Raw genomic sequence first — 21,422 nt, forward strand, 5'->3', positions numbered from 1 at the left:
AAGATAGATTATGCCCAGCAGTAAAAACAAGCCACATAATCCTAGAAGTACTTTTGCTAATTTTTCCACTACTTTCTCCCCTTACGATATTCCTGCGCCAATGACAAAGGAAAGCCCGATTGATATGACCATAGAAATTAATCCTACTGCTCGATTATCATTTTGGATTTCATCATCAATTTTAAATTTCGGTGTTAAAAATTCAAAGATAAAATAGCTGATGATTAAAAGGAGAAACCCATAAATACCCCAGCCAATCATGGCAAGTAAAGAGTTATGATTTTCAATGGTATGACGAAAAATATTGGCAACCCCGAAAATTTTCCCTCCTGTTGCCATAGCCACAGCCAAGTTTCCATTTTTTATCTCTTCCCAATTTTTATATTTGGTGACCATTTCAAAAAGAGCCAGAAAAACAATTAAACATAAAATAACAACGCTATAGTAGGCTGCAATTTGAATATACGCATTTTCCCAGAACTGGTTCATCTACTCTCTCCCCAGATATAATTTAAATGACACTTCGGCCAACTGATCCTTTTAGACAAGCATTTCATATCAGCTTAGTATTATTTGAATTCTACAATTGTTACTCCGGTTCCTCCTTCATTGGCATCTCCAAAACGAATATTCTTTACTGAACGATGATTTCGTAAATATTCTTGAACTCCTTGCCGTAAAGCACCTGTTCCTTTTCCATGAATAATGGAAACCCGTGGATAATTGGCCAGTAGTGCATCATCAATGTATTTTTCCACCTTTAATAAGGCATCTTCATACCTCTCACCGCGTAGGTCAAGCTCCAATTTTACATCAGCATCCCTACCCTTTACAATGGCCAGCGGTTTTGTTTCTTCTTGCTTTGGAGTACCAATATATTCTAAGTCTTTTTCTTTTACTTTCATTTTTAAAATTCCAATCTGTACCTGCCATTCCCCTTCTGAAACTTTTTCAACTAAGCTGCCATTTTGATTAAAGGTGAGAACCTTCACTTCATCACCTGGCTGAAAACGATGCTTCTTCGTTTTCTTCTTGGCTGGCTTTTCAGATTTTGGAATTTCAGGGGCTGCTTCATCAAGACGACGTTTCGCTTCGATTAATTCGTGTTCTTTAATTTCCGCATTTTTTTCTATTCGCATTTTGCGCAAGTCACGAATGACCTGTTCAGCTTCTTTCTTCGCCTCTTCAACGATTTCCTCCGCTTTTTCAGCGGCTTTTTCTAACATTGCGTCTTTTTTTGCGTAAAACTCAATCATTTGTTTTTGCAAATCTTTGTGAAGCTTTTCTGCCTGTTTTAATAAATCCCGAGCTTCTTGATGTTCAAGTTCGGCCTGACGCCGGCTTTCCTCAAGGGAAGCAATCATTTTATCAATTTGATTCGTGTCTTCACTTACATGAGAACGGGCCGCTTGTATCACTTTTTCATTTAATCCAAGGCGTTTAGAAATTTCAAACGCATTACTCCGTCCTGGTACCCCTAGTAATAACTTATAGGTAGGACTCAAAGTTTCGACATCAAATTCAACACTAGCATTTAATACACCCTCCCGGTTATAGCCGTAAGCTTTTAATTCCGGATAGTGTGTAGTTGCAACTACTCGTGCCCCTCGTTTGTGAACTTCATCCAAAATGGAGATTGCCAAGGCCGCCCCCTCTTGCGGGTCTGTCCCAGCCCCTAGCTCATCAAACAAAACAAGACTGTTCGAATCTACCCGATTTAATATGTCAACGATATTTACCATATGTGATGAGAAGGTACTTAGACTCTGTTCAATCGACTGTTCATCACCGATATCAGCATAAATAGCCCCAAAAACAGCCAACTCTGAACCGTCCTGTGCAGGTACTTGTAGACCTGCTTGAGCCATGAGTTGACATAGGCCCAGTGTTTTTAAGGATACGGTTTTTCCCCCTGTGTTCGGCCCTGTAATGACGATAGTAGTATAATTTGTACCCAGAATAATATCGTTTGCGACTACTTGATCCATAGGGATTAACGGATGCCTTGCTTTATAAAGGACTACTCTCCCATCGTTATTCATGCTTGGCTTCGTTGCTTTCATTTTTTTCCCATAACGAGCCTTTGCAAAAATAAAATCTAGATTTGCCAATACATCTACAATTACCTTTAACTCTTCCGCATGCTCAGCAACTTGTGCGGAAAGTTCAGTAAGGATTCTTTCAATTTCCAGCTGCTCCTTTACACGGATATCTTGGAGCTCATTATTTAATTGAACAATCACTTGGGGTTCTATGAACAATGTCTGTCCTGAGGAACTTTGGTCATGAATAATCCCACCATAATGACCACGGTATTCTTGTTTCACAGGAATAACATATCGATCATTACGAATCGTGATAATCGCATCAGATAGCATTTTTTGTGCATTAGACGAACGAATCATGCTTTCCAATTTTTCACGAATCCGTGCTTCGTTGGAACGAAGCTGGTGCCTTAATGACTGCAATAGCACACTTGCTCCATCCAGTACTTCGCCACTCTCATCTATCGCTTGTTTTATTGCTTGTTCTAAATTTGTTAACGGAATAATCTGGTCTGCTTGCTCGCGTAAAATTGGAATTTCTGTCCGTTCATCATCTACTTCCTCAAGGAAACGTTTCATTTGTCGGCTGACATAAATGGTGCTTGCCATTTGAACAAGTTCCTGTGAACTCAACACACCACCAATAACCGAGCGCTTAATATGAGGTCTAATATCATAAATCCCCAATAATGGGACATTCCCTTTAATGCGCAACACGGTTGCCGCTTCATCTGTTTCCTCTTGGAGTTTTACAACCTCATGATAATCACTTGATGGCACAAGATTTTTTATCTTTTCACTACCAAGTGAGGAAGCAGCATGCTCCAATAGCTGCTCCCTTACCTTCGTGAATTCTAATACTTTCAAAACTCTTTCTTGCATGGAGATGAACCTCCTTTTCTCATAAAAACCTTTTATCTATTGTGTAAGTAATTTAATAAGTCATTTTTATCAAGTGTATTGATGACGGTTGACTTTTTGATCCAACCCTTTTTCGCTGTTGAAACACCGATTTCCATTTGTTTTAATGTATCCAACATATGGGCATCTGTATTGATTAAAATTTTCACCCCTGCCTCTTGCGCTTTTCTTAAATGCTCTGCTGCAAGATCAAGTCGGTTCGGATTAGCATTTAATTCTAAGGCCGTATTTGTTTCTTTTGCCAGTTGAATCAACATATCGATATCGACATCATACCCTGCTCGACGGCCGATCTTTCGTCCGGTTGGATGAGCGATTAAATCAACATGTCCATTGGTAAGGGCGTTTTTAAGGCGCTCCATGATTTTTTCTTTTGGCTGAGTAAAACCCGAGTGAATGGAGGCAATGACAAAATCCAATTCCGCCAATACATCATCTTCATAATCCAATGACCCGTCTGGTAAAATGTCCATTTCCACACCAGATAAAATCAAAATGTCATCATATTTTTCATTTAATTTTTTTATCTCTTCCTTTTGCTTAAGCAGCCTCTCTCGGGTAAGTCCATTCGCCACTTTTAGATACTGGGAATGGTCAGTAATGGCTAAATACTGATATCCTCTGGCCCTGCATGCCTCAACCATTTCTTCGATGGAATGGGCTCCATCGCTCCAGGTTGTATGCATATGGAGATCACCCTTAATGTCCTTCAGTTCAATAAGTTCATAATCGGCTGAAAAGGTGTCAACCTCTTTGCCATCCTCTCTTAATTCAGGAGGAATGAATGGAAGGCCAAAATGCTGAAAAAACGCTTCTTCGGTATCAAAGGTGAGAATCTTACCCGTCTCCATGTTTTCAACACCGTATTCGCTTATTTTTTCGCCGCGTTCTTTGGCAAGCTGTCTCATACGGACATTATGCTCTTTTGAACCGGTGAAATGATGAAGCGTAGTGATAAATTCCTCCGGTTTGACTAATCGAAAATCACAGGATATATCATAATCAAGTTCGAATATAATAGAAACTTTTGTTTCACCGGCACCAATTACTTCTTTTATTTTTGGTAGCTTTAACAATTGTTCACGAACCTTTTTAGGCTCAGTTGTGGCGATGATAATGTCTAAGTCCTTGATCGTTTCTCTCATGCGTCTTAAGCTTCCCGCTCTTGAAAAACGCAAAATTCCTGGCATTTCAGAGAGATATGTTTCAATCTGTTCTGCTATTGGAAGCATATAAGCCAGCGGCAGACGCTCAGGTCTTGAACCGGCATTAGCTAACGCGCTCAATATTTTTTCTTCTGTTTTTTTTCCAAAACCTGCAAGTGTCTGTACCTTCCCAGCTTCACAAGCCTCTTTTAAGCTAGATGCATCTGTTACCCCTAATTCTTTATAAAGCTTAGCAATTTTCTTTCCACCAAGTCCTGGGAGCTGCAATAGCGGGATTAAGCCTGCCGGCACTTCTTCTTTCAATTCATTTAGTACCTTTGACGAGCCTTCTTTTATGTATTCTTCCATGACGGCTGCGGTACCCTTGCCGATTCCTGTTATTGATGTGAATTCATCAATTTCGTTGAGGCTGCGGTCATCAGCTTCCAGAGCGGCAGCTGCTTTCCTAAAAGCAGACACCTTGAAAGGATTTTCCCCTTTTAATTCCATATAAATCGCTATCATTTCTAATAAACGGATCAATTCTTTTTTATTTGCTTCCATGTTTTCCACCTGCCTATTACCATTTATTTTAACCTGATTGTCCAACAATAGAAAAACTTCTCTTGTCCAGAGAAGTTTACGCCGCTGTATTATTGATCCACCAGCTCTTGATTTGCTCTGAAAGGATCGGAGTGTAATTTACAACCGCCTCTGCCATGAACGACTCTTCCAAAGCGTTTTGCAATACATCAATTGGAATTAAGGCAGCAATATATATTACAATAAAAATAATTAAATACACTTCCAAAAAACCTAATAGTCCTCCTGCCCAAACATTTAGCTGTTTTAATACAGGCAGATGGGCAATAAAATCCAACATGGAGCCAATTATTTGCATCAGTATCTTTACGGCAAAGAATATGATGACAAAGGCAATAGCCCGATAAAATGCCGTTTCTAGGCTGCCAGAGTTTGTAAAAATGGTTAAAATGCCTTCTCCCCCAAAGTTTGGATAAGGTATCCATAAGGTTAATTTGGGAGCAAGATCATCGTAGTATAGATAAGCAGTTATGTATGCAATAATAAAACCTGTTAAATGAAAGGCTTGAAGAATAAAACCTCTTTTCAAGCCTACAAAGAATCCAATGATTAGTAATATCAAAATTGCTATATCTAACATAATGGCTTATTCCTTATCTTTTTGTAATTCTTTTTTTAATCGTTCCAGCTCTTCTTTTAATTTAATATAATCATTGACTGCATTAACTGCTGTTAGTACAGCCAGTTTATTCACATCCAACATCGGATTCTTGGAACTAATTTCGCGCATTTTATCGTCAACTAAGGAGGCTACATGCCGAATATGACTAGGACTTTCTGTGCCTACAATTGCATATAGCTGTCCGAATATATCAACGGTGATTTTGTTTTTCTGTATGTTTGACAACGTAAATGCCCCTTTCAAAGAATCCTACAGTATATCATAACAGAAATGGGTTTCATCGAAAAGTGATACAATGTATCGAACGATAGATTTAATAGAAATGTGGTGTTAAGAAATGGGAAATGTAGTTTTAGTGTTTAGCATGGACAAGATTTTGGAAATGAAAGAATATTACAATACATATGTATCGAATAAAGTCCCAACCGGAGGCGTGTTTGCCGCAAAACTTCCAAATTGTATGATAACAGCCTATAAATCAGGAAAAGTATTGTTTCAAGGGAATGATTGTGAAAGGGAGGCAGAAAGATGGAGAAGCGCCTCAGCTATTGGAACTACTAGGGAAAATCATCCGGTAGCAAAATCACAACGTTCGATGAAAAGTGAACTCCCCTCTAATATGAGCGAACTATCTGTCATTGGGTCCGATGAAGTGGGAACGGGAGATTTTTTCGGACCGATTACCGTTGTAGCTGCTTATGTTAGGAAACAAGATATTCCTTTATTAAAAGAATTAGGTGTACGAGATTCAAAGAATTTAAATGACGAAAAAATTATTGAGCTTGCAAAAATATTAAAGGACCTAGTGCCCTTTTCCTTAATGACATTGAAAAATGAAAAATATAATCAGGTGCAAAAATCTGGGATGTCTCAGGGGAAAATGAAGGCTCTTCTTCATAATCAAGCAATTTTGAAAGTACTAGAAAAAATTGCCCCGGAAAAACCAGACGCTATTCTAATAGATCAATTTGTTCAGGCTAACACTTATTTTCAGCATTTGCAAGGACAACAGAGGATAGCTCGAGAAAATGTTTATTTTAGTACAAAGGCTGAAGGAGTTCATCTAGCTGTGGCAGCGGCAAGTATTTTGGCCAGGTATGCTTTTATTCAATACATAAATCAGATGAGCGAAGTAGCAGGATTTAACCTCCCAAAAGGGGCAGGTTCCCAAGTGGATGAAGCAGCTGCCAAGCTGATATTAAAGAAAGGCCTTGGTGTGCTACCTTCCTTTGTGAAGATGCACTTTGCCAATACAGAGAAGGCAGTGGAGATTGCCAATAAAAAGAAGGGATAAGGAGATAAGAGAGGCAATTTTTTATTATATAACTGATTTAATGAACTTTTCCTGTTAATCATGAGTGAATGCGATATCAGATCGGTTATCCGACAATATTCTAAGAGATATTATTAAGTATGTTTCCTTATAATAAATTTCTTTTATAGTTTTTCAGCAATCCTTCATAAATAAAAAAGAGTATCCTCTAACCGAGTGATACTCTTTTTTCATAATCAAATTAACCTCTTAATACGGCACCTGCTTGCTCTTTCAGTGCTTCAAGTACACGTTCGTGAACCTTTGTTACCTCTTCATCTGTCAGAGTGCGTTCAGGATCCACATATTTCAACGAGAAGGCAATGGACTTCTTACCTTCCTCCATCTTATCTCCTTCATAAAGGTCAAATACATATGCTTCTTTCAAAAGCGGAGTACCTGCTTTTGTAATAATTTCCCACAAGGTTCTTGACTCCGTTTCTTTGTTTACCACAAGGGCAATGTCTCTTGTGATGGAAGGATAGCGTGGAATAGCTTCGTATTGTAAGGATTCTGTTTCAGCTTCGAGTACGGTTTTTAAAGTTAGTTCAAATACATAAGTATCCTTCAGATCTAAGTCTTTTTGGACACTAGGGTGAAGCTGGCCGATGAAACCAATTTTTTCACCATCTAGTTGAATTTCTGCTGTGCGTCCCGGATGCAGTCCATCTATCTGTGCTTTTACGTAGGTTACCCGATCAGTCAATCCAAGCTTAGAAAACAGCCCTTCTAAAACACCTTTCAGGACGAAAAAGTCGACTGGTTTCTTTTCTCCTTGCCATGAATGGTTATGCCACAGACCGGTAATGGCTGCAGCCAAGTGTTCTTTTTCCTCTGGAAGAACGTCATGACCATTTGCTAAAAATACATTCCCTGTTTCGTAAACCGCCATACTATCATTTTGCCGGGCGCTATTGTATTTTAACACTTCCAATAGCTGTGGCAGTATGCTTAAACGAAGCACACTACGTTCTTCACTCATCGGCATTGCCAGACGAATCGTATCGCGTTTTTCAATGGCAAATTGAGAAGCCTTCTCTTCACTTGTCAATGAATAGGTCACCGCTTGATACAAGCCCGCTCCCTCTAGATACTGACGAACAATCCGACGTCTTTTTTGATAGTCAGACAATTTGCCTGGTGTGGCGGATCCAATTGGCAATGTCTTCGGAATATTGTCATATCCATAAAGACGGGCAACCTCTTCAATTATATCTTCTTCAATTTTAATATCCCAACGGCGTGTTGGTACTGTTACTGTAATCATATCTCCTTCAATCTTAACGGCAAATTGCAGACGGTCAAATATTTCTTTTACATCCTTCATTTCAAGGTTTGTACCAAGTACACGATTGATTTTTTCTAATGTGACAGAAACAACAGAAGGTTCGACAGTTAATGCATCAAACTCTACTCCACCCTCTAATACTTCGCCACCTGCGTATTTGGCCATTAAATAAGCTGCACGGTCCCCTGCTGCACGAACTCGGTTCGGGTCAACGCCTTTTTCGAAACGGGCACTAGCTTCACTGCGCAGACCATGATCTTTCGATGCTTTCCTTACCGTCGCTCCGTTAAAATATGCTGCCTCTAATAAAACCATCGTTGTATCATCAGTAACCTCTGAATTCGCTCCTCCCATCACACCGGCAAGGGCCACAGGTTCCTTTCCATTCGTGATCACAAGATGGTCGGAAGTTAATGTACGTTCCACATCATCAAGTGTTACCAACTTTTCGCCTTCTTTCGCACGGCGAACAAGGATTTCATTAGAACCTAAGCGATCATAGTCAAACGCATGTAATGGCTGACCGTATTCCAAAAGAATATAGTTAGTGATATCTACTACGTTATTGTGTGGACGAATTCCCGCAGACATCAAGCGGGTTTGCATCCATAATGGTGATGGACCGATTTTTACATTTTTAATGATTTTAGCTACATAAAGAGGATTATCCTCCACCGCTTCAACCATTACTTTTACATAATCTGATGCTTTTTCACTTGAAGGCTCCAAGCTTGTTTCTGGAAGCTTAACTTTTCTTCCAAGGATGGCGGCTACTTCATAAGCTACTCCAAGCATACTTAAACAGTCAGCACGATTAGGTGTTAAGCCAAGCTCAAGCACCTCATCGTCCCTATTTAATAATTCAAGGGCATCTGCACCCACTTCTGCACTATTTGGGAAGACAAAGATTCCTTCTGAATATTCCTTAGGAACAATTTTCCCTTCTATGCCTAGTTCTTGGAGAGAACAAATCATCCCATGGGACTCTTCACCACGAAGCTTTGCCTTTTTTATTTTAAAATTGCCCGGAAGAACCGCACCAACTTTGGCAACGGCTACTTTCTGCCCTTGAGCAACATTTGGTGCACCACAAATAATTTGAACAGGCTCGCCTTCACCAATATCAACTAGACATTTACTTAATTTATCAGCATTTGGATGTTGCTCGCGCTCAAGGACGTGACCAACAACCACTCCTTTAATGCCTTCGTTAAGGATTTCTACTCCTTCTACTTCAATGCCACTTTTCGTGATTTTTTCAGCCAGTTCTGCTGCAGATACTCCAGTCAAATCTACATATTCCTGAAGCCATTTATATGAAACAAACATGTCGCCAACCTCCTAATTTCCAGTTTGAGCATTTAATTATTCTGTTTTTGAAAATTGCTTTAAGAATCGAACATCATTTGTATAGAAATGACGTATGTCATCAATGCCATATTTTAGCATCGCAATCCGTTCAGGTCCCATTCCAAACGCAAATCCTGTGTATTTCTTTGAATCGTAGCCTGCCATTTCAAGAACGTTCGGATGTACCATACCAGCACCAAGAATTTCAATCCAACCAGTTTGTTTACAAACATTACAGCCATGACCATTACACATCTTACAAGAGATATCCATCTCAACAGACGGTTCTGTAAATGGGAAGAAACTTGGTCTTAGACGGATTTCTCGGTCTTGACCAAACATTTTTTTCGCAAATACCTCTAAAGTACCTTTCAAGTCGCTCATACGGATGTTCTCACCAACAACAAGACCTTCAATTTGCATAAATTGGTGGGAATGGGTCGCATCGTCATTATCCCGGCGATATACTTTACCAGGACAAATAATTTTGATAGGCCCTTTTCCTTTGTGCTTCTCCATCGTCCGTGCTTGAACCGGTGATGTGTGCGTACGCATAAGGATTTCTTCTGTGATATAGAAGGAGTCTTGCATATCACGGGCTGGGTGTCCTTTTGGCAAGTTCAATGCCTCAAAATTGTAATAGTCTTGTTCCACCTCTGGCCCTTCAGCAATTTCATAGCCCATACCAATAAATAAGTCTTCGATTTCTTCAATGATCTTTGTCAGTGGGTGATGATTACCTACCTTTACAGGTCGACCTGGAAGGGTAACATCAATGCTTTCTGAAGCTAATTTTTCTAAAACTGCTTTTTCTTCAAGTGCTTTTTGTTTTGCCTCAATTGTAGCTCCAATCGCTTCGCGCACTTCATTAGCAAGTGCTCCGATTACTGGGCGTTCTTCAGGGGAAAGTTTACCCATTCCACGCAGCACCTCTGTAATCGGGCCTTTTTTTCCTAAATAAGCTACACGGATGTCATTCAATTCTTTTAAACTTGAAGATTGCTCAACCTTTTGAATTGCTTCTTGTTGCAATTCTTTTAAACGTTCTTGCATGTCATTTCCTCCTTGTTTTTGAAAAGTAGGCCGTATCAATAAAGCATTAATGCCTTGGACAGCCCCTATAGGCAATTGATTGCCGAGAGAGTTCAACATTCATTTCTATAAAATAAAAAACCTCATCCCAAAAAAGGGACGAGGTATTAGTTCGCGGTACCACCCTTGTAAACACGTATGTAAACATTCGCGTTCGCTTCATTCAGATAACGGCATGTGCCGGTACATCTTTACACGTAAAAGCAGGTCGCCCAAATTCGTTAAAAAGATTCTTACTACTAAGCCTGCTTTTTCGTGGTCCCGATGCCGACTCGGGAGGTGAACTTCGCCTGCCTTTCCCACAAAAGTGCTTTCAGTCAAGGCACTTTCTCCCTAAGTGGTAATCTGACAAGGTACTTTTCTCCGTCATTGTCTTTTACATATCAACATTGTTCATTATTATATAATAATTTTTCAATTGTTTCAAATAGGTTTCTTTAAATAATATAATAGAATTCCTGTTGCCACAGCCACATTCAATGATTCACTTTTACCGTAAATCGGGATATATAGGTTCTCAGTAGTATTGTCAAGTAGGTCTTTATTTACGCCACTCCCCTCATTTCCAACGATTAGTGCAAAAGTATCATTATTGGAAATATCAGTATAGGCACGAGCCCCTTCCAATGCAGTTCCATATACAGGAATATTTTTTTCTTTCAATATGGAAGTCCATTCATGAAGGTCACCTCTTCTGATTGGGAGATGGAAATGGCTTCCCTGTGCAGAGCGAAGAACTTTGGAATTATATATATCAACACTTCCTTTGCCCACGATAACAGCATCGATCCCAGCTGCGTCAGCTGTACGGATCATCGTACCGAGATTGCCAGGATCCTGAACAGCGTCAATGAGTAAAAATGTTTTAGCATCGTCCAAGCCTACATTCACATTAGGCTGTCGGCAGACCGCATAGATCCCCTGTGTTGTCTCTGTTTCCGCTAAAACATTCGAAATTTCTTCAGTAACCATAAAAATTGGTGTTTCTCCTGCATCCAAACTTGGTGGTATGCCTATTTTTTCAGATACAATTATTTCGAGGACCTGCTCCTTCTGCTTGAGGGCCTCTTCGACCAGATGGAAGCCTTCGACCAAGAAAGTTCCCGATCGGTCCCGCTCCTTTTTCGTTAAGAGTTTTTTCCATTGTTTTACCTGCGGATTTTGCAGTGATTGTATGTATTTCAATGTTTCTTCCCCTTTATGAATTACTTTGATTTTTACATTATAGCCCAATAAAAATACATAATAAAACCAAAAGTTGAAATCATATAAAAGAATAGGAAAACAAAGGAGTGTACTCAGGATGAACTTAAATTTGCGCAAAGCGATCATTCACAATGTTTCCGACAATACACAAGAACAATTAAAAGATACAATTGTTGATGCCATCCAGAGCGGAGAAGAAAAAATGCTACCTGGTTTAGGTGTTTTATTTGAAATTATATGGCAAAATTCATCTGAGCAAGAGAAAAAAGAAATGCTGAACAATCTTGAGAGCGGATTAAAGCAATAAGCTGAGATTGAAGTCGCCGAAGAAGAATGTCGGCGGCTTTTCTTTTTTGAAAAAATCCCTGACCATAAAGGCCAGGGATGAACATACTTATTCGTACGTAATTTTATCAACAGTCTCACGGTCTAAACGCTTAATGACTTCGACAATTAATTTTACTGCATTTTCATAGTCATCACGATGAAGCATTGCTGCATGGGTATGGATATAACGAGTTGCGATCGTTATAGCAAGCGTTGGTACCCCTTTATAGGTCACATGGATGGCACCAGCATCTGTTCCACCTCCAGGGATGGCATCAAACTGATATGGGATGTTTAATTCATCCGCTACATCAGTTACAAAATCGCGCAAGCCTTTGTGGGATACTAAAGATGCATCATATAAAATGATTTGCGGGCCTTTCCCCATTTTACTCATCGCTTCTTTTTCAGAAACGCCAGGAGTATCACCGGCAATTCCCACATCGACGCCAAAGCCGATATCCGGATCAATGGTTGCCGCAGCAGTACGAGCACCGCGCAAACCGACCTCTTCTTGAATCGTTCCTACTCCATAAACCACATTTGGATGATCAACATCTTTTAATTGTTTTAATACATCAATAGCTATAGCACAGCCAATACGATTGTCCCAGGCCTTCGCTAACAACATTTTCTCATTATTCATGACAGTAAATTCAAAGTATGGTACGACCATATCTCCTGGGCGGACGCCCCACTCCTCTGCTTCTTCACGGCTAGAAGCTCCAATGTCAATAAACATATCCTTGATTTCCACCGGCTTTTTCCGGGCTTCAGGCGATAAGATATGCGGAGGTTTCGAACCAATGATTCCTGTTACGTCACCCTTTCTGGTTACAACAGTTACACGCTGAGCCAGCATTACCTGTCCCCACCAGCCGCCTACTGTTTGGAAACGCAAAAAGCCCTTATCATCAATTTGTGTCACCATGAAGCCTACTTCATCTAAATGGCCAGCTACCATCACTTTCGGGCCGCCTTCTTTTCCTACTTTTTTAGCAATTAAACTGCCAAGTCCATCGGTAGTGATTTCGTCTGCATATGGCGCAATGTATTTTTTCATTACTTCACGTACTTCTCGCTCATTGCCGGGAATTCCTTTGGCATCCGTTAAATCTTTCAACATCTTCAATGTCTCATCCATCTTTGCCATGTATAATACCCCCTTTTATGTATGTACATCCTTCATTATACAGAATTAAATGAAAAATGAACAAATTTTCTGCTAATAATTGTTTTGCTGTCTTTGATAATTTACTTCATTTTTTTCAAAATATGCCTGCTCCATTTCCTCTTGAGTAATCCCTAATAATGAGCCCAGCTCTAAGTAAGACTGTAATAAGGTCAAATAATCTTCAAAGCTTCTGCTACTTTGAAATAGATCAACCAACTTGTAAACTTTCAAAAAATGCTCGGTCATGTCGCCACATACTGGATGCCAATTGACATCAAAATCCCTAGCGTCAAACCCGCAAACAATACCAATCGATAAAATAAAATGAATTCCATCGACGAACTCTTCAAGAATCACATTTTTCGGTGAAGAAGGCTTGACACTCCAAAACTTGAAACATCGTGTTTCATTGGCCAACTCTCCTAACTCAACGAGCAAAGCAAGAGCTTTCCGGCTAAACAGATCCTCATTCTGAAGCTGGTGCTTTTCTTCGATGTGTGAATCCAACGCTTTTTGCATTTGAAACAATTTTTTTAACTGCATCTAAAACACTCCCACTATTTTTATAAAAAGAATAATATCAATGATGGCTAAGATGGGAAATCCTATTCTAAAGGATAAATGCTTTGTTTTATGCCGAAAACATTGCATACCGAAATAGGTCCCAACAGCTCCTCCGAGTAAGGCAACAAGCCATAAAGTCATTTCTGGAATTCTGTATTGGTGCTTTTTAGCTTTACGTTTATCCATCCCCATCAGTCCAAAACCAGTGACCGTCATAATAAAAAAGACTATTGATATTGTATACATTCCCAGATTCTCCTTATAGAAAAAGCCATCCTCAACATTGAGAATGGCTTATGAAAAAATTATTTATTAAGCTGTGCTTTAGCTGCGTTTGCAAGTTCTGCAAATGCATTTGCATCGCTAACCGCTAATTCAGCAAGCATTTTGCGGTTTACTTCGATACCAGCAAGCTTTAGACCATGCATTAAACGGCTGTAAGAAAGACCGTTGATGCGAGCTGCTGCGTTGATACGAGTAATCCAAAGCTTACGGAAGTCGCGTTTCTTCTGACGACGGTCACGAAACGCATACATTAAAGATTTCATAACCTGTTGGTTAGCAACTTTGTATAATGTATGTTTAGAACCATAATAACCTTTAGCTAATTTAAGAACTTTTTTACGACGTCTGCGAGTAACTGTACCGCCTTTTACACGTGGCATGTCATTTCCCTCCTATATAAATCGATCAATCGAGATTATTTAATGTTATCTAATAGTTGACGAATGCGTTTGAAATCACCTGCAGAAACAAGTGTTCCTTTGCGAAGCTTACGTTTTTGTTTAGTAGATTTGTTAGCAAATAAATGGCTTGTATAAGCATGTGAACGTTTAAGTTTACCAGAACCAGTTTTCTTAAAACGCTTTGCAGCGCCGCTGTGAGTTTTCATTTTTGGCATTGGGATTTCCTCCTTATTACTTATCGTTTTTAGGTGCTAAAACTAGGAACATGCTACGTCCATCCATTTTTGGATGAGCTTCGATCGTAGACACTTCCTTGCACGCTTCTGCAAAACGGTCTAAAACGTTTTGACCAATTTCTTTATGGGTAATCGCCCGGCCCTTGAAACGGATTGAAGCTTTTACCTTGTCGCCTTTTTCCAAAAACTTAATTGCATTGCGAAGTTTTGTATTGAAGTCATGCTCATCAATCGTTGGACTTAGACGAACTTCTTTAGTTGTAATGATCTTTTGATTCTTACGAGCTTCTTTCTCTTTCTTCTGTTGCTCGAATTTATACTTGCCGTAGTCCATAATCCGGGCTACCGGAGGCTTTGCATTTGGTGCAACAAGCACTAAATCAAGATTCACACGTCCGGCAATCTCCAGCGCTTCGTTTTTCGATTTAATCCCTAATTGTTCCCCATTTTGGTCAATTAGACGAACTTCACGAGCGCGAATCCCCTCATTAACTAACATATCTTTGCTAATAATTAGCCACCTCCAAGGTTTTTTCAAAGAATACTTTTGTTCGGGTCAAGAATTTCTACAAAGCGTCCCCCTCAAGGCCTGATCTTAACAACTTACAGTCCGGGGCAAATAAAAAAGTGCGGATGAAAAACACCCACACTTTACGAACATAGTTATACAAAACAATAAGTTCACAAAAAACCTGCCAACTGCATACTGCGTCAAATCAGGTGAGAAGCGGGTGCTTCTTCTTTTCCCAAAAACTTGTATTCAATTATATACCTTAGTAACTATATCATAAGCAAAGATACATTGTCAAATGAACCTTTTTTGACAACAACGAAATTTATTTTAACAGGAAACGAGAAATTATTCAACATTTTTTTCAAAACAAAAAGGGAGAACGCTCTCCCTTATTTTTGAACTTCTGCTTTAAGTGATTGTAAAAACTCGCTAAAGGCTTGTGTTTCAGATTTCTGTTCCCCGTATTTACGGACATTTACAGCGTTTTCGGCTACTTCTTTATCACCGACAACGAGCATATACGGAATTTTTTGCATTTGGGCTTCACGAATTTTATATCCGATTTTTTCGTCTCGGCCATCTAATTCCACCCGGAATCCAGCCGCTTTAAGCTGTTCTTGAACACTTCTTGCATAATCATAATGCACTTCCGGTGATACAGGGATGACTTGAACCTGTACCGGAGCCAACCAAGTAGGGAATGCTCCTTTATATTCTTCAATTAAGTAAGCGACAAAGCGTTCCATTGTGGACACAACGCCACGGTGGATAACAACCGGTCGATGCGGTTTGCCGTCTTCACCAACATAAGTTAAATCGAAGCGTTCAGGAAGCAAGAAATCCAATTGGACAGTTGAAAGTGTCTCGTCTTTTCCTAAAGCAGTTTTCACTTGAACGTCTAGCTTTGGACCATAGAACGCTGCTTCCCCTTCTGCTTCATAATAGTCAAGTCCTAGCTCATCCATCGCTTGCTTCAACATGCCCTGTGCTTTTTCCCACATAGCATCATCATCATAGTATTTTTCCTTATCCTGTGGATCTCTGTAGGACAGACGGAACGAATAATCTGTAATGTTAAAGTCTTTATATACTTCGAGAATTAATGAAACGACACGCTGGAATTCTTCTTTAATTTGATCCGGACGAACGAAAATATGCGCATCATTTAATGTCATACCCCGTACACGCTGAAGACCAGATAACGCGCCAGACATTTCATATCGGTGCATCGTGCCAAGCTCCGCAATACGAATAGGTAGCTCACGATAGCTGTGCATAGAATTCTTGTAGACCATCATATGATGTGGACAGTTCATTGGACGAAGAACAAGCTGTTCATTATCCATTTCCATTACCGGGAACATATCTTCATGGTAATGATCCCAGTGACCGGAAGTTTTATAAAGTTCCACATTTGCCATGATTGGTGTATATACATGGTCATAGCCCAAGCTGACCTCTTTATCTACGATATAGCGTTCTATGATGCGACGAATAGTAGCCCCTTTTGGCAGCCAAAGCGGCAAACCTTGTCCGACTTTTTGAGACGTAGTAAACAGGCTCAGTTCTTTCCCAAGCTTGCGATGATCACGTTCTTTCGCTTCTTCCAATAAACGGAGATGCTCTTTTAGATCTTCTTTTTTAAAGAATGCAGTACCGTAAATACGTTGAAGCATTTTGTTATTGCTATCTCCTCGCCAGTAAGCACCAGCAATACTTAATAATTTAAATTCTTTAATTTTTCCAGTGGAAGGTACGTGTATGCCACGGCAAAGGTCAAAAAACTCTCCTTGCTCGTAAATCGTTACTGTTTCCTCATCCGGAATCGCTTCAATTAGCTCTAACTTATACTCATCGCCAATTTCTTTATAAAGTTGTACCGCTTCAGCACGGCTAACTTCTTTACGTACAATCTCTAGATTTTCATTTACAATTTTCGCCATTTCTTTTTCGATTTTTGGTAAATCATCCGGTGTTAAAGACACTTCAAGATCCATATCATAATAGAATCCACCTTCAATCACCGGCCCGACGCCAAGCTTTACACCTGGATATAAGCGCTTTACCGCTTGTGCCATTAAGTGAGCTGTACTATGACGAAGCACCTCTAAAGCCTCAGGTGAATCTTGAGTGACAATTTCGATAGAACCGTCTTCATGGATTGGACGACGAAGGTCAATTAATTGACCGTTAAGCTTTCCGGCAATGGCCTTTTTCTTAAGGCCTGGGCTAATCGATGCCGCGATATCCTCGGAAGTCGTTCCTTGTGGAAACTCCTTTACAGCTCCATCAGGAAATGTAATTTTTACCACCTCTGACATATTTAACTCCTCCTTTGAAAAATAGTCTGTGTTTAAAATTAGGGCAAAGCAATAGCGCATTTGGAGCTTTAGTCCTCACTGTCATAAGAGCATGGACTCTTACTCCTATCAACTTATGCACTATTCATAGACAGCTAATCAATAAAAAAACCCGTCCCTCCAATAAAGGGACGAGTTATAATTAACACGTGGTTCCACCCAATTTTTCATTTTTGAAATCCTAATGCTTCAAAAATGACTCTAGTTCAGGTAACGGCTGCATCCGTCAACAATTACAGGCTTCTCAATGAAGCGTTCACTGTTGAAGTTTAAAGGTGGTAAGTATTTTTTTCGTGTTAGGAGGCTTCCAGCCATGACCTCCCTCTCTATAAACCGTAAAAAAATACTCTTGTCCTTATCATTACTTTTACTATGAAATTCAACTATGTACGTTATTATAATCAGTTATTTTTGAATTTGCAACCTCATAATACTAATTATTTCAACAATTTTTTGTTTTTATGCGTGGTTTTCGGAAGAATAAGCTGATTTTTCCCAAAATAATTCGTAAGGCTTAATAATGACTCTTTCTTCAAAAATATTGTTAATCGTTCGAATGAGTGGAGCTTCTGTATCCTTTGTATAGAGAAAAATTGTCGTTGGTGCAATGGACAAAAGCGGAGCAATTGTGACGGAGTCGACATAAACAGGATGATTGACAAGTAATTTTCGGTCAATCAATTTTGTTAATTCACTTCTTTTGATTTCTTCTAACTGGCCATTATAGAACGTAATCTCCTCATCAAATAACAGATGAATGACTTGAAATTTCGGATCACGCCCCACTAAGAAGTCCCTAAGCATCTGGACAAACATTTGATATTCTTGTTCCATTTTATATTCATCAATGGAGATTTCTACATAGTTTGTAAGATGCTTCAAATAGGAACGAAGCCGGAACTTAACGAAGGAATCAAATGAAAAAGAAACATTTTCCTGAAATACATGGTCAATTGCTGCACGGATATTCAGTCCTTCTTTTGGGTGTTTTAAAAAAACAGAAAGATCTTCTCTTTGACCTTCTTGAATGGAGTAGATAATCTCAATAATTTGCTGTTGTTCTTCAGGATCCTCATAATAAAATTGATTCATTAAAATGTCACGAAACCAATCATCTTGTTTAATTTTTGTAATAAATTCATAGAAGGCATTTTTTACATTAGTAAAAAATTGTTCTGATGCTACACCTTCCATTATTTTAACTATATGGCGATCTTCAATAAGAAGAATATTTTCATTATCAAAATGATCATTTAAAGACTTGAGCAAGTGGTTATAAAACTTTATTGCATCCATCTTAGTTTGGAAGATGATTTCTGCCAACCAAATCCCCCCTAAAAACCAACTCTCTGTTTTCATGTATATGGGGGACTTGGCCAAAATAGAAGTTTGCGGATAGAAAGCGATAAAAAAAGACTGCCGGTTTTCCCCTGACAGTCCTCACAAAAAAGTATTCTCATTTAATATCGACGATTTGGTCCACCGACCATAACAGGTTCGCTCAATGCCTTGATTCGCTCCATAATCCTACGGGCTTTCATTTTTTCTTCTTCACCACGCTGGCTATAGGTTAAATGGTGTTCAAGCCCTTGATAGTCAAAATTAGAGGTGAAGAAAGTTGGAAGGTTTTCAAGCATACGGAATTGTAAAATCGGACCAAGAATTTCATCTCTTGTCCAACTGGAAACAGCTTCTGCACCAATATCATCGAGCATTAAGATTGGCTCTTTTTTCAGTGCATCAATCTTTTCGTTCAAAGTTGCATCAGCAATCGCGCTTTTCATTTCCCTAAACAACTCAGGAACATACACAATCATAGAAGAAATTTGCTTTTTAGCCAATTTATTAGCTATCGCACCTAACAGATAAGATTTACCCACTCCAAATTTTCCGTAAAAATAAAGACCCTTTACCGGTTTCCCCTGCTCATAATTTAATAAAAAGGAAGCAGCCTTTTTTACCGCATCTATTCGATCCTCATCATGTTCAAATTCCTCAAAACTTGCTGTTAAAATATCCTTTGGCACATAAAGACTTTTAATTAATTTTTCATTTTTCCGTTTTTCATCCTCCATCACTTTTCTTGGACAGCGATCATAGCGAACATCAATGGAATTTCTAGTCAAAATTAATTCCGGATGATAGCCCTTCATAATGTTTGTACAGGCATCAAGACTTTCGCACTTATGACAGTACTTACTCTGATGCGTATACTCATAAAGCTTACCTAAGCTTTTTTCAATCATTTCTTCTGTTATAGCCTGTTGATTTTCCCTAATAAATGCTTTGATGTCAGGATGCTCTAATGTTTCCTTACGCATTTTTACAAATCGTTTTTGAAAATTTTCACTTGAGGCTAATCGTTTTAGTGTTTGGTTGATCTTTTCCATAAGTCACCTTCTAATCATCGAATGCTTTAAGCATTTCTTCAATTTCACGTTTTTTGGCCTCTAAATCTTCATTTTTGCTGTGTGATAGAGGATCAGATTTCTTGGGCTGGTCTTCATCAAACCAATCAGGTATAAGCTCTGTACGGGTAGCTTTTTGTCTTACTGTTTTTCCCGATTGCTTTTTCCCTTTTTCCCAATCTTTATATTCCTTCTTCGCGACTTCCATTGCCTCTTTGACTGTTTTAATTTGCAATCGTGCCCAAGTGCTGGCAATTGAACCTGCATAAGCTTTCGTCAACTTTCTATTCGTTTTTTCCATAACATAATGAATGAGAACATTGATCACACCTGGAAGCAGCTTTTGTTTAAACATCATTTCTTCAATCGTTTGAATCTCTGACTGAGATGGTTCGGCTCCGCCGGCTAGGTATTTTAAAAATTCTAAAGGCGAGGTCGTTTCTAAATAATGAATGAGCTTTTCTTCCTTCGTCTTCGGTTCTTCAAGCTGTACTCTGTAAGCAATAGGCTGAGTTCTTTCAATCAGCATTGGTAGCTGGTCGTAATTAACAAATTGATACCAATCGCGAGCTGCTTTTCTTAACTCTTCAATGTCAATTTCATTAGACTCATTCAAGGCGCTTAAAACAATATTTTTCATTTGAATAGCGTCGATATTATAAAGAAAAGCTAGATTACTAATAGCCTCTTTTACTTTTGGAGTCAACGCTTTTTTCGGAACAAGTGATTCATTTAAACCAATCATCAAGAGATCAAAATCAAATGTATCTATTCCTATTTGAATTCCCTTTTGTTCATGGCGACCAATAAATTGTTCATTTTCCTTTGCTTGGAGATCCTTTGAAGCTTCCTGTAAATATTGAAGACTTTCAGGTGTTGCGGATGAAAATACATCCTGAAAAGCTCTTGTAACCTCGGAATAATCGCCATTTTTTGGAATAGCTTGATCCGAGAAAAAACGTTTTAACCTAGCAAAGTGATTTTTCCCAATTTTTCGATATAAAAAGATGTTTAACATGCCATCTAGGAAAAATTTTTCCGGACTGAGCGGTGGCTGAAGCTCATAAATAAAAGAACGCTCGCTATCATCTGTTTTGACATATGTTTTTAACAGTCCTATACCCTCCAGCTTTAAGCGAGCTTCATAAATCTCTTTCAAATTCAATCCTAATAGATTCATCAATAAATGGTGAGTGGAGGATTCGGCCCACAATCGATTTTCCTCGACCTCTGACCATAATGTCATATATAAGCTGAAGCAAGTAGAGCCGATCAAAGGTTGATATAAGAACGTCAGCACTTTGCGGTCATAATCATGCAGCAGCCCGTTAGTAGTGACGATATAACGATCTATCGGAAGAATTTCTTGCCAATGCTGCGCCATAATCAACCAACCTCTCCTAAAAATGTTTCCCCCAAATCTAATTAGCGGGATTAAAATTTACTATTGATTTGCGAACCATCCACTTTCACTTATTAAGAAAATACGAAGAAACTACCTAAGTCCTTGGTTGTTTAACCTCATAAGTACAAATGAACATTCAAGTTGTCTTCGTATTAGCTCCTCCA

At 39.0% G+C, this 21,422-nt stretch carries 20 protein-coding genes and 2 other annotated features; of the genes, 2 read left to right on the forward strand and 18 right to left on the reverse strand.

Annotated features, from left to right (window positions below; all coding sequences use genetic code 11):
* Positions 1-81: 81 nt before the first annotated feature.
* The 5 genes from G4Z05_RS05805 to zapA all read right to left on the reverse strand — a co-directional run bounded on the left by G4Z05_RS05805 (position 82) and on the right by zapA (position 5,561).
* Positions 82-489, reverse strand: a complete 408-nt coding sequence (locus G4Z05_RS05805; protein ID WP_163250888.1) for a DUF350 domain-containing protein — start codon at positions 487-489, stop codon at positions 82-84.
* An 80-nt stretch (positions 490-569) separates the two neighbouring features.
* On the reverse strand, positions 570-2,927 hold the full coding sequence (locus G4Z05_RS05810) for an endonuclease MutS2 (protein ID WP_163250890.1): 2,358 nt from the start codon (positions 2,925-2,927) through the stop codon (positions 570-572).
* A gap of 32 nt (positions 2,928-2,959) precedes the next feature.
* Complete coding sequence (gene polX, locus G4Z05_RS05815; RefSeq protein WP_163250891.1) at positions 2,960-4,675, reverse strand: DNA polymerase/3'-5' exonuclease PolX; 1,716 nt, start codon at positions 4,673-4,675, stop codon at positions 2,960-2,962.
* 76 nt (positions 4,676-4,751) lie between these two features.
* Positions 4,752-5,294, reverse strand: coding sequence for a CvpA family protein (locus G4Z05_RS05820; RefSeq protein ID WP_038536609.1), 543 nt, complete (start codon positions 5,292-5,294; stop codon positions 4,752-4,754).
* Positions 5,295-5,300: 6 nt separating this feature from the next.
* On the reverse strand, positions 5,301-5,561 hold the full coding sequence (gene zapA / locus G4Z05_RS05825; RefSeq protein WP_163250893.1) for a cell division protein ZapA: 261 nt from the start codon (positions 5,559-5,561) through the stop codon (positions 5,301-5,303).
* 112 nt (positions 5,562-5,673) lie between these two features.
* On the opposite strand from zapA, the gene rnhC reads away from it, so the two are divergent.
* The gene (gene rnhC / locus G4Z05_RS05830) at positions 5,674-6,630 is read left to right on the forward strand and encodes a ribonuclease HIII (RefSeq protein ID WP_163250895.1); all 957 of its coding nucleotides are present in this window, start codon (positions 5,674-5,676) and stop codon (positions 6,628-6,630) included.
* 220 nt (positions 6,631-6,850) lie between these two features.
* Here the strand turns inward: rnhC and pheT are convergent, their stop codons facing one another.
* From pheT to G4Z05_RS05845, 3 genes are all read right to left on the reverse strand, one after another.
* The gene (gene pheT / locus G4Z05_RS05835; protein ID WP_163250897.1) at positions 6,851-9,265 is read right to left on the reverse strand and encodes a phenylalanine--tRNA ligase subunit beta; all 2,415 of its coding nucleotides are present in this window, start codon (positions 9,263-9,265) and stop codon (positions 6,851-6,853) included.
* A gap of 36 nt (positions 9,266-9,301) precedes the next feature.
* Positions 9,302-10,339 carry a phenylalanine--tRNA ligase subunit alpha gene (gene pheS / locus G4Z05_RS05840; protein ID WP_038536619.1) on the reverse strand — a complete coding sequence of 346 codons (1,038 nt, stop codon included), beginning with the start codon at positions 10,337-10,339 and terminating at the stop codon, positions 9,302-9,304.
* A gap of 462 nt (positions 10,340-10,801) precedes the next feature.
* Positions 10,802-11,563: a TrmH family RNA methyltransferase gene (locus tag G4Z05_RS05845; RefSeq protein ID WP_163250899.1), complete on the reverse strand. Its 762-nt coding sequence runs from the start codon at positions 11,561-11,563 to the stop codon at positions 10,802-10,804.
* 118 nt (positions 11,564-11,681) lie between these two features.
* Here G4Z05_RS05845 and sspI point away from each other — a divergent pair, with 118 nt between their 5' ends.
* Complete coding sequence (gene sspI / locus G4Z05_RS05850) at positions 11,682-11,891, forward strand: small acid-soluble spore protein SspI (protein WP_163250900.1); 210 nt, start codon at positions 11,682-11,684, stop codon at positions 11,889-11,891.
* Between the two features lie 87 nt (positions 11,892-11,978).
* On the opposite strand, the gene G4Z05_RS05855 is transcribed toward sspI, so the two are convergent.
* From G4Z05_RS05855 to G4Z05_RS05900, 10 genes are all read right to left on the reverse strand, one after another.
* On the reverse strand, positions 11,979-13,064 hold the full coding sequence (locus tag G4Z05_RS05855; protein ID WP_163250902.1) for a M42 family metallopeptidase: 1,086 nt from the start codon (positions 13,062-13,064) through the stop codon (positions 11,979-11,981).
* A 72-nt stretch (positions 13,065-13,136) separates the two neighbouring features.
* On the reverse strand, positions 13,137-13,628 hold the full coding sequence (locus tag G4Z05_RS05860; RefSeq protein WP_163250903.1) for a dUTP diphosphatase: 492 nt from the start codon (positions 13,626-13,628) through the stop codon (positions 13,137-13,139).
* Entirely contained in the window at positions 13,629-13,895 is a 267-nt protein-coding gene (locus G4Z05_RS05865) for a DUF1294 domain-containing protein (protein ID WP_163250904.1), read from the reverse strand.
* 59 nt (positions 13,896-13,954) lie between these two features.
* Positions 13,955-14,314 (reverse strand): 50S ribosomal protein L20, encoded by a 360-nt coding sequence (gene rplT, locus G4Z05_RS05870; RefSeq protein ID WP_038536630.1) that lies wholly within the window; start codon positions 14,312-14,314, stop codon positions 13,955-13,957.
* A 35-nt stretch (positions 14,315-14,349) separates the two neighbouring features.
* The gene (gene rpmI / locus G4Z05_RS05875; RefSeq protein ID WP_038536632.1) at positions 14,350-14,550 is read right to left on the reverse strand and encodes a 50S ribosomal protein L35; all 201 of its coding nucleotides are present in this window, start codon (positions 14,548-14,550) and stop codon (positions 14,350-14,352) included.
* A 16-nt stretch (positions 14,551-14,566) separates the two neighbouring features.
* A complete protein-coding gene (gene infC, locus G4Z05_RS05880) occupies positions 14,567-15,070 on the reverse strand; it encodes a translation initiation factor IF-3 (RefSeq protein ID WP_205597459.1) in 504 nt (167 codons plus the stop codon).
* Between the two features lie 116 nt (positions 15,071-15,186).
* Positions 15,187-15,320 (reverse strand) — a sequence feature (ribosomal protein L20 leader region).
* Between the two features lie 154 nt (positions 15,321-15,474).
* The gene (thrS, locus tag G4Z05_RS05885; RefSeq protein ID WP_163250906.1) at positions 15,475-17,406 is read right to left on the reverse strand and encodes a threonine--tRNA ligase; all 1,932 of its coding nucleotides are present in this window, start codon (positions 17,404-17,406) and stop codon (positions 15,475-15,477) included.
* 163 nt (positions 17,407-17,569) lie between these two features.
* Positions 17,570-17,816 (reverse strand) — a binding site (T-box leader).
* 88 nt (positions 17,817-17,904) lie between these two features.
* Positions 17,905-18,768, reverse strand: a complete 864-nt coding sequence (gene ytxC / locus G4Z05_RS05890) for a sporulation protein YtxC (protein ID WP_163250908.1) — start codon at positions 18,766-18,768, stop codon at positions 17,905-17,907.
* A gap of 137 nt (positions 18,769-18,905) precedes the next feature.
* On the reverse strand, positions 18,906-19,835 hold the full coding sequence (gene dnaI / locus G4Z05_RS05895) for a primosomal protein DnaI (RefSeq protein WP_163250909.1): 930 nt from the start codon (positions 19,833-19,835) through the stop codon (positions 18,906-18,908).
* Between the two features lie 10 nt (positions 19,836-19,845).
* Positions 19,846-21,237, reverse strand: coding sequence for a replication initiation and membrane attachment family protein (locus G4Z05_RS05900; protein ID WP_163250911.1), 1,392 nt, complete (start codon positions 21,235-21,237; stop codon positions 19,846-19,848).
* Positions 21,238-21,422: the final 185 nt, after the last annotated feature.

This window comes from Neobacillus thermocopriae, from assembly GCF_010975035.1.
GTDB lineage: Bacteria > Bacillota > Bacilli > Bacillales > Cytobacillaceae > Neobacillus > Neobacillus thermocopriae.

Coding starts and splice junctions, on each gene's coding strand:
- G4Z05_RS05805 (WP_163250888.1), bottom strand. CDS start 489: ATGAACCAGTTCTGGGAAAATGCGTATATTCAAATTGCAGCCTACTAT.
- G4Z05_RS05810 (WP_163250890.1), bottom strand. CDS start 2,927: ATGCAAGAAAGAGTTTTGAAAGTATTAGAATTCACGAAGGTAAGGGAG.
- polX (WP_163250891.1), bottom strand. CDS start 4,675: ATGGAAGCAAATAAAAAAGAATTGATCCGTTTATTAGAAATGATAGCG.
- G4Z05_RS05820 (WP_038536609.1), bottom strand. CDS start 5,294: ATGTTAGATATAGCAATTTTGATATTACTAATCATTGGATTCTTTGTA.
- rnhC (WP_163250895.1), top strand. CDS start 5,674: ATGGGAAATGTAGTTTTAGTGTTTAGCATGGACAAGATTTTGGAAATG.
- pheT (WP_163250897.1), bottom strand. CDS start 9,265: ATGTTTGTTTCATATAAATGGCTTCAGGAATATGTAGATTTGACTGGA.
- pheS (WP_038536619.1), bottom strand. CDS start 10,339: ATGCAAGAACGTTTAAAAGAATTGCAACAAGAAGCAATTCAAAAGGTT.
- sspI (WP_163250900.1), top strand. CDS start 11,682: ATGAACTTAAATTTGCGCAAAGCGATCATTCACAATGTTTCCGACAAT.
- G4Z05_RS05855 (WP_163250902.1), bottom strand. CDS start 13,064: ATGGCAAAGATGGATGAGACATTGAAGATGTTGAAAGATTTAACGGAT.
- G4Z05_RS05860 (WP_163250903.1), bottom strand. CDS start 13,628: ATGCAGTTAAAAAAATTGTTTCAAATGCAAAAAGCGTTGGATTCACAC.
- G4Z05_RS05865 (WP_163250904.1), bottom strand. CDS start 13,895: ATGTATACAATATCAATAGTCTTTTTTATTATGACGGTCACTGGTTTT.
- rplT (WP_038536630.1), bottom strand. CDS start 14,314: ATGCCACGTGTAAAAGGCGGTACAGTTACTCGCAGACGTCGTAAAAAA.
- rpmI (WP_038536632.1), bottom strand. CDS start 14,550: ATGCCAAAAATGAAAACTCACAGCGGCGCTGCAAAGCGTTTTAAGAAA.
- infC (WP_205597459.1), bottom strand. CDS start 15,070: ATGTTAGTTAATGAGGGGATTCGCGCTCGTGAAGTTCGTCTAATTGAC.
- thrS (WP_163250906.1), bottom strand. CDS start 17,406: ATGTCAGAGGTGGTAAAAATTACATTTCCTGATGGAGCTGTAAAGGAG.
- dnaI (WP_163250909.1), bottom strand. CDS start 19,835: ATGGAAAAGATCAACCAAACACTAAAACGATTAGCCTCAAGTGAAAAT.
- G4Z05_RS05900 (WP_163250911.1), bottom strand. CDS start 21,237: ATGGCGCAGCATTGGCAAGAAATTCTTCCGATAGATCGTTATATCGTC.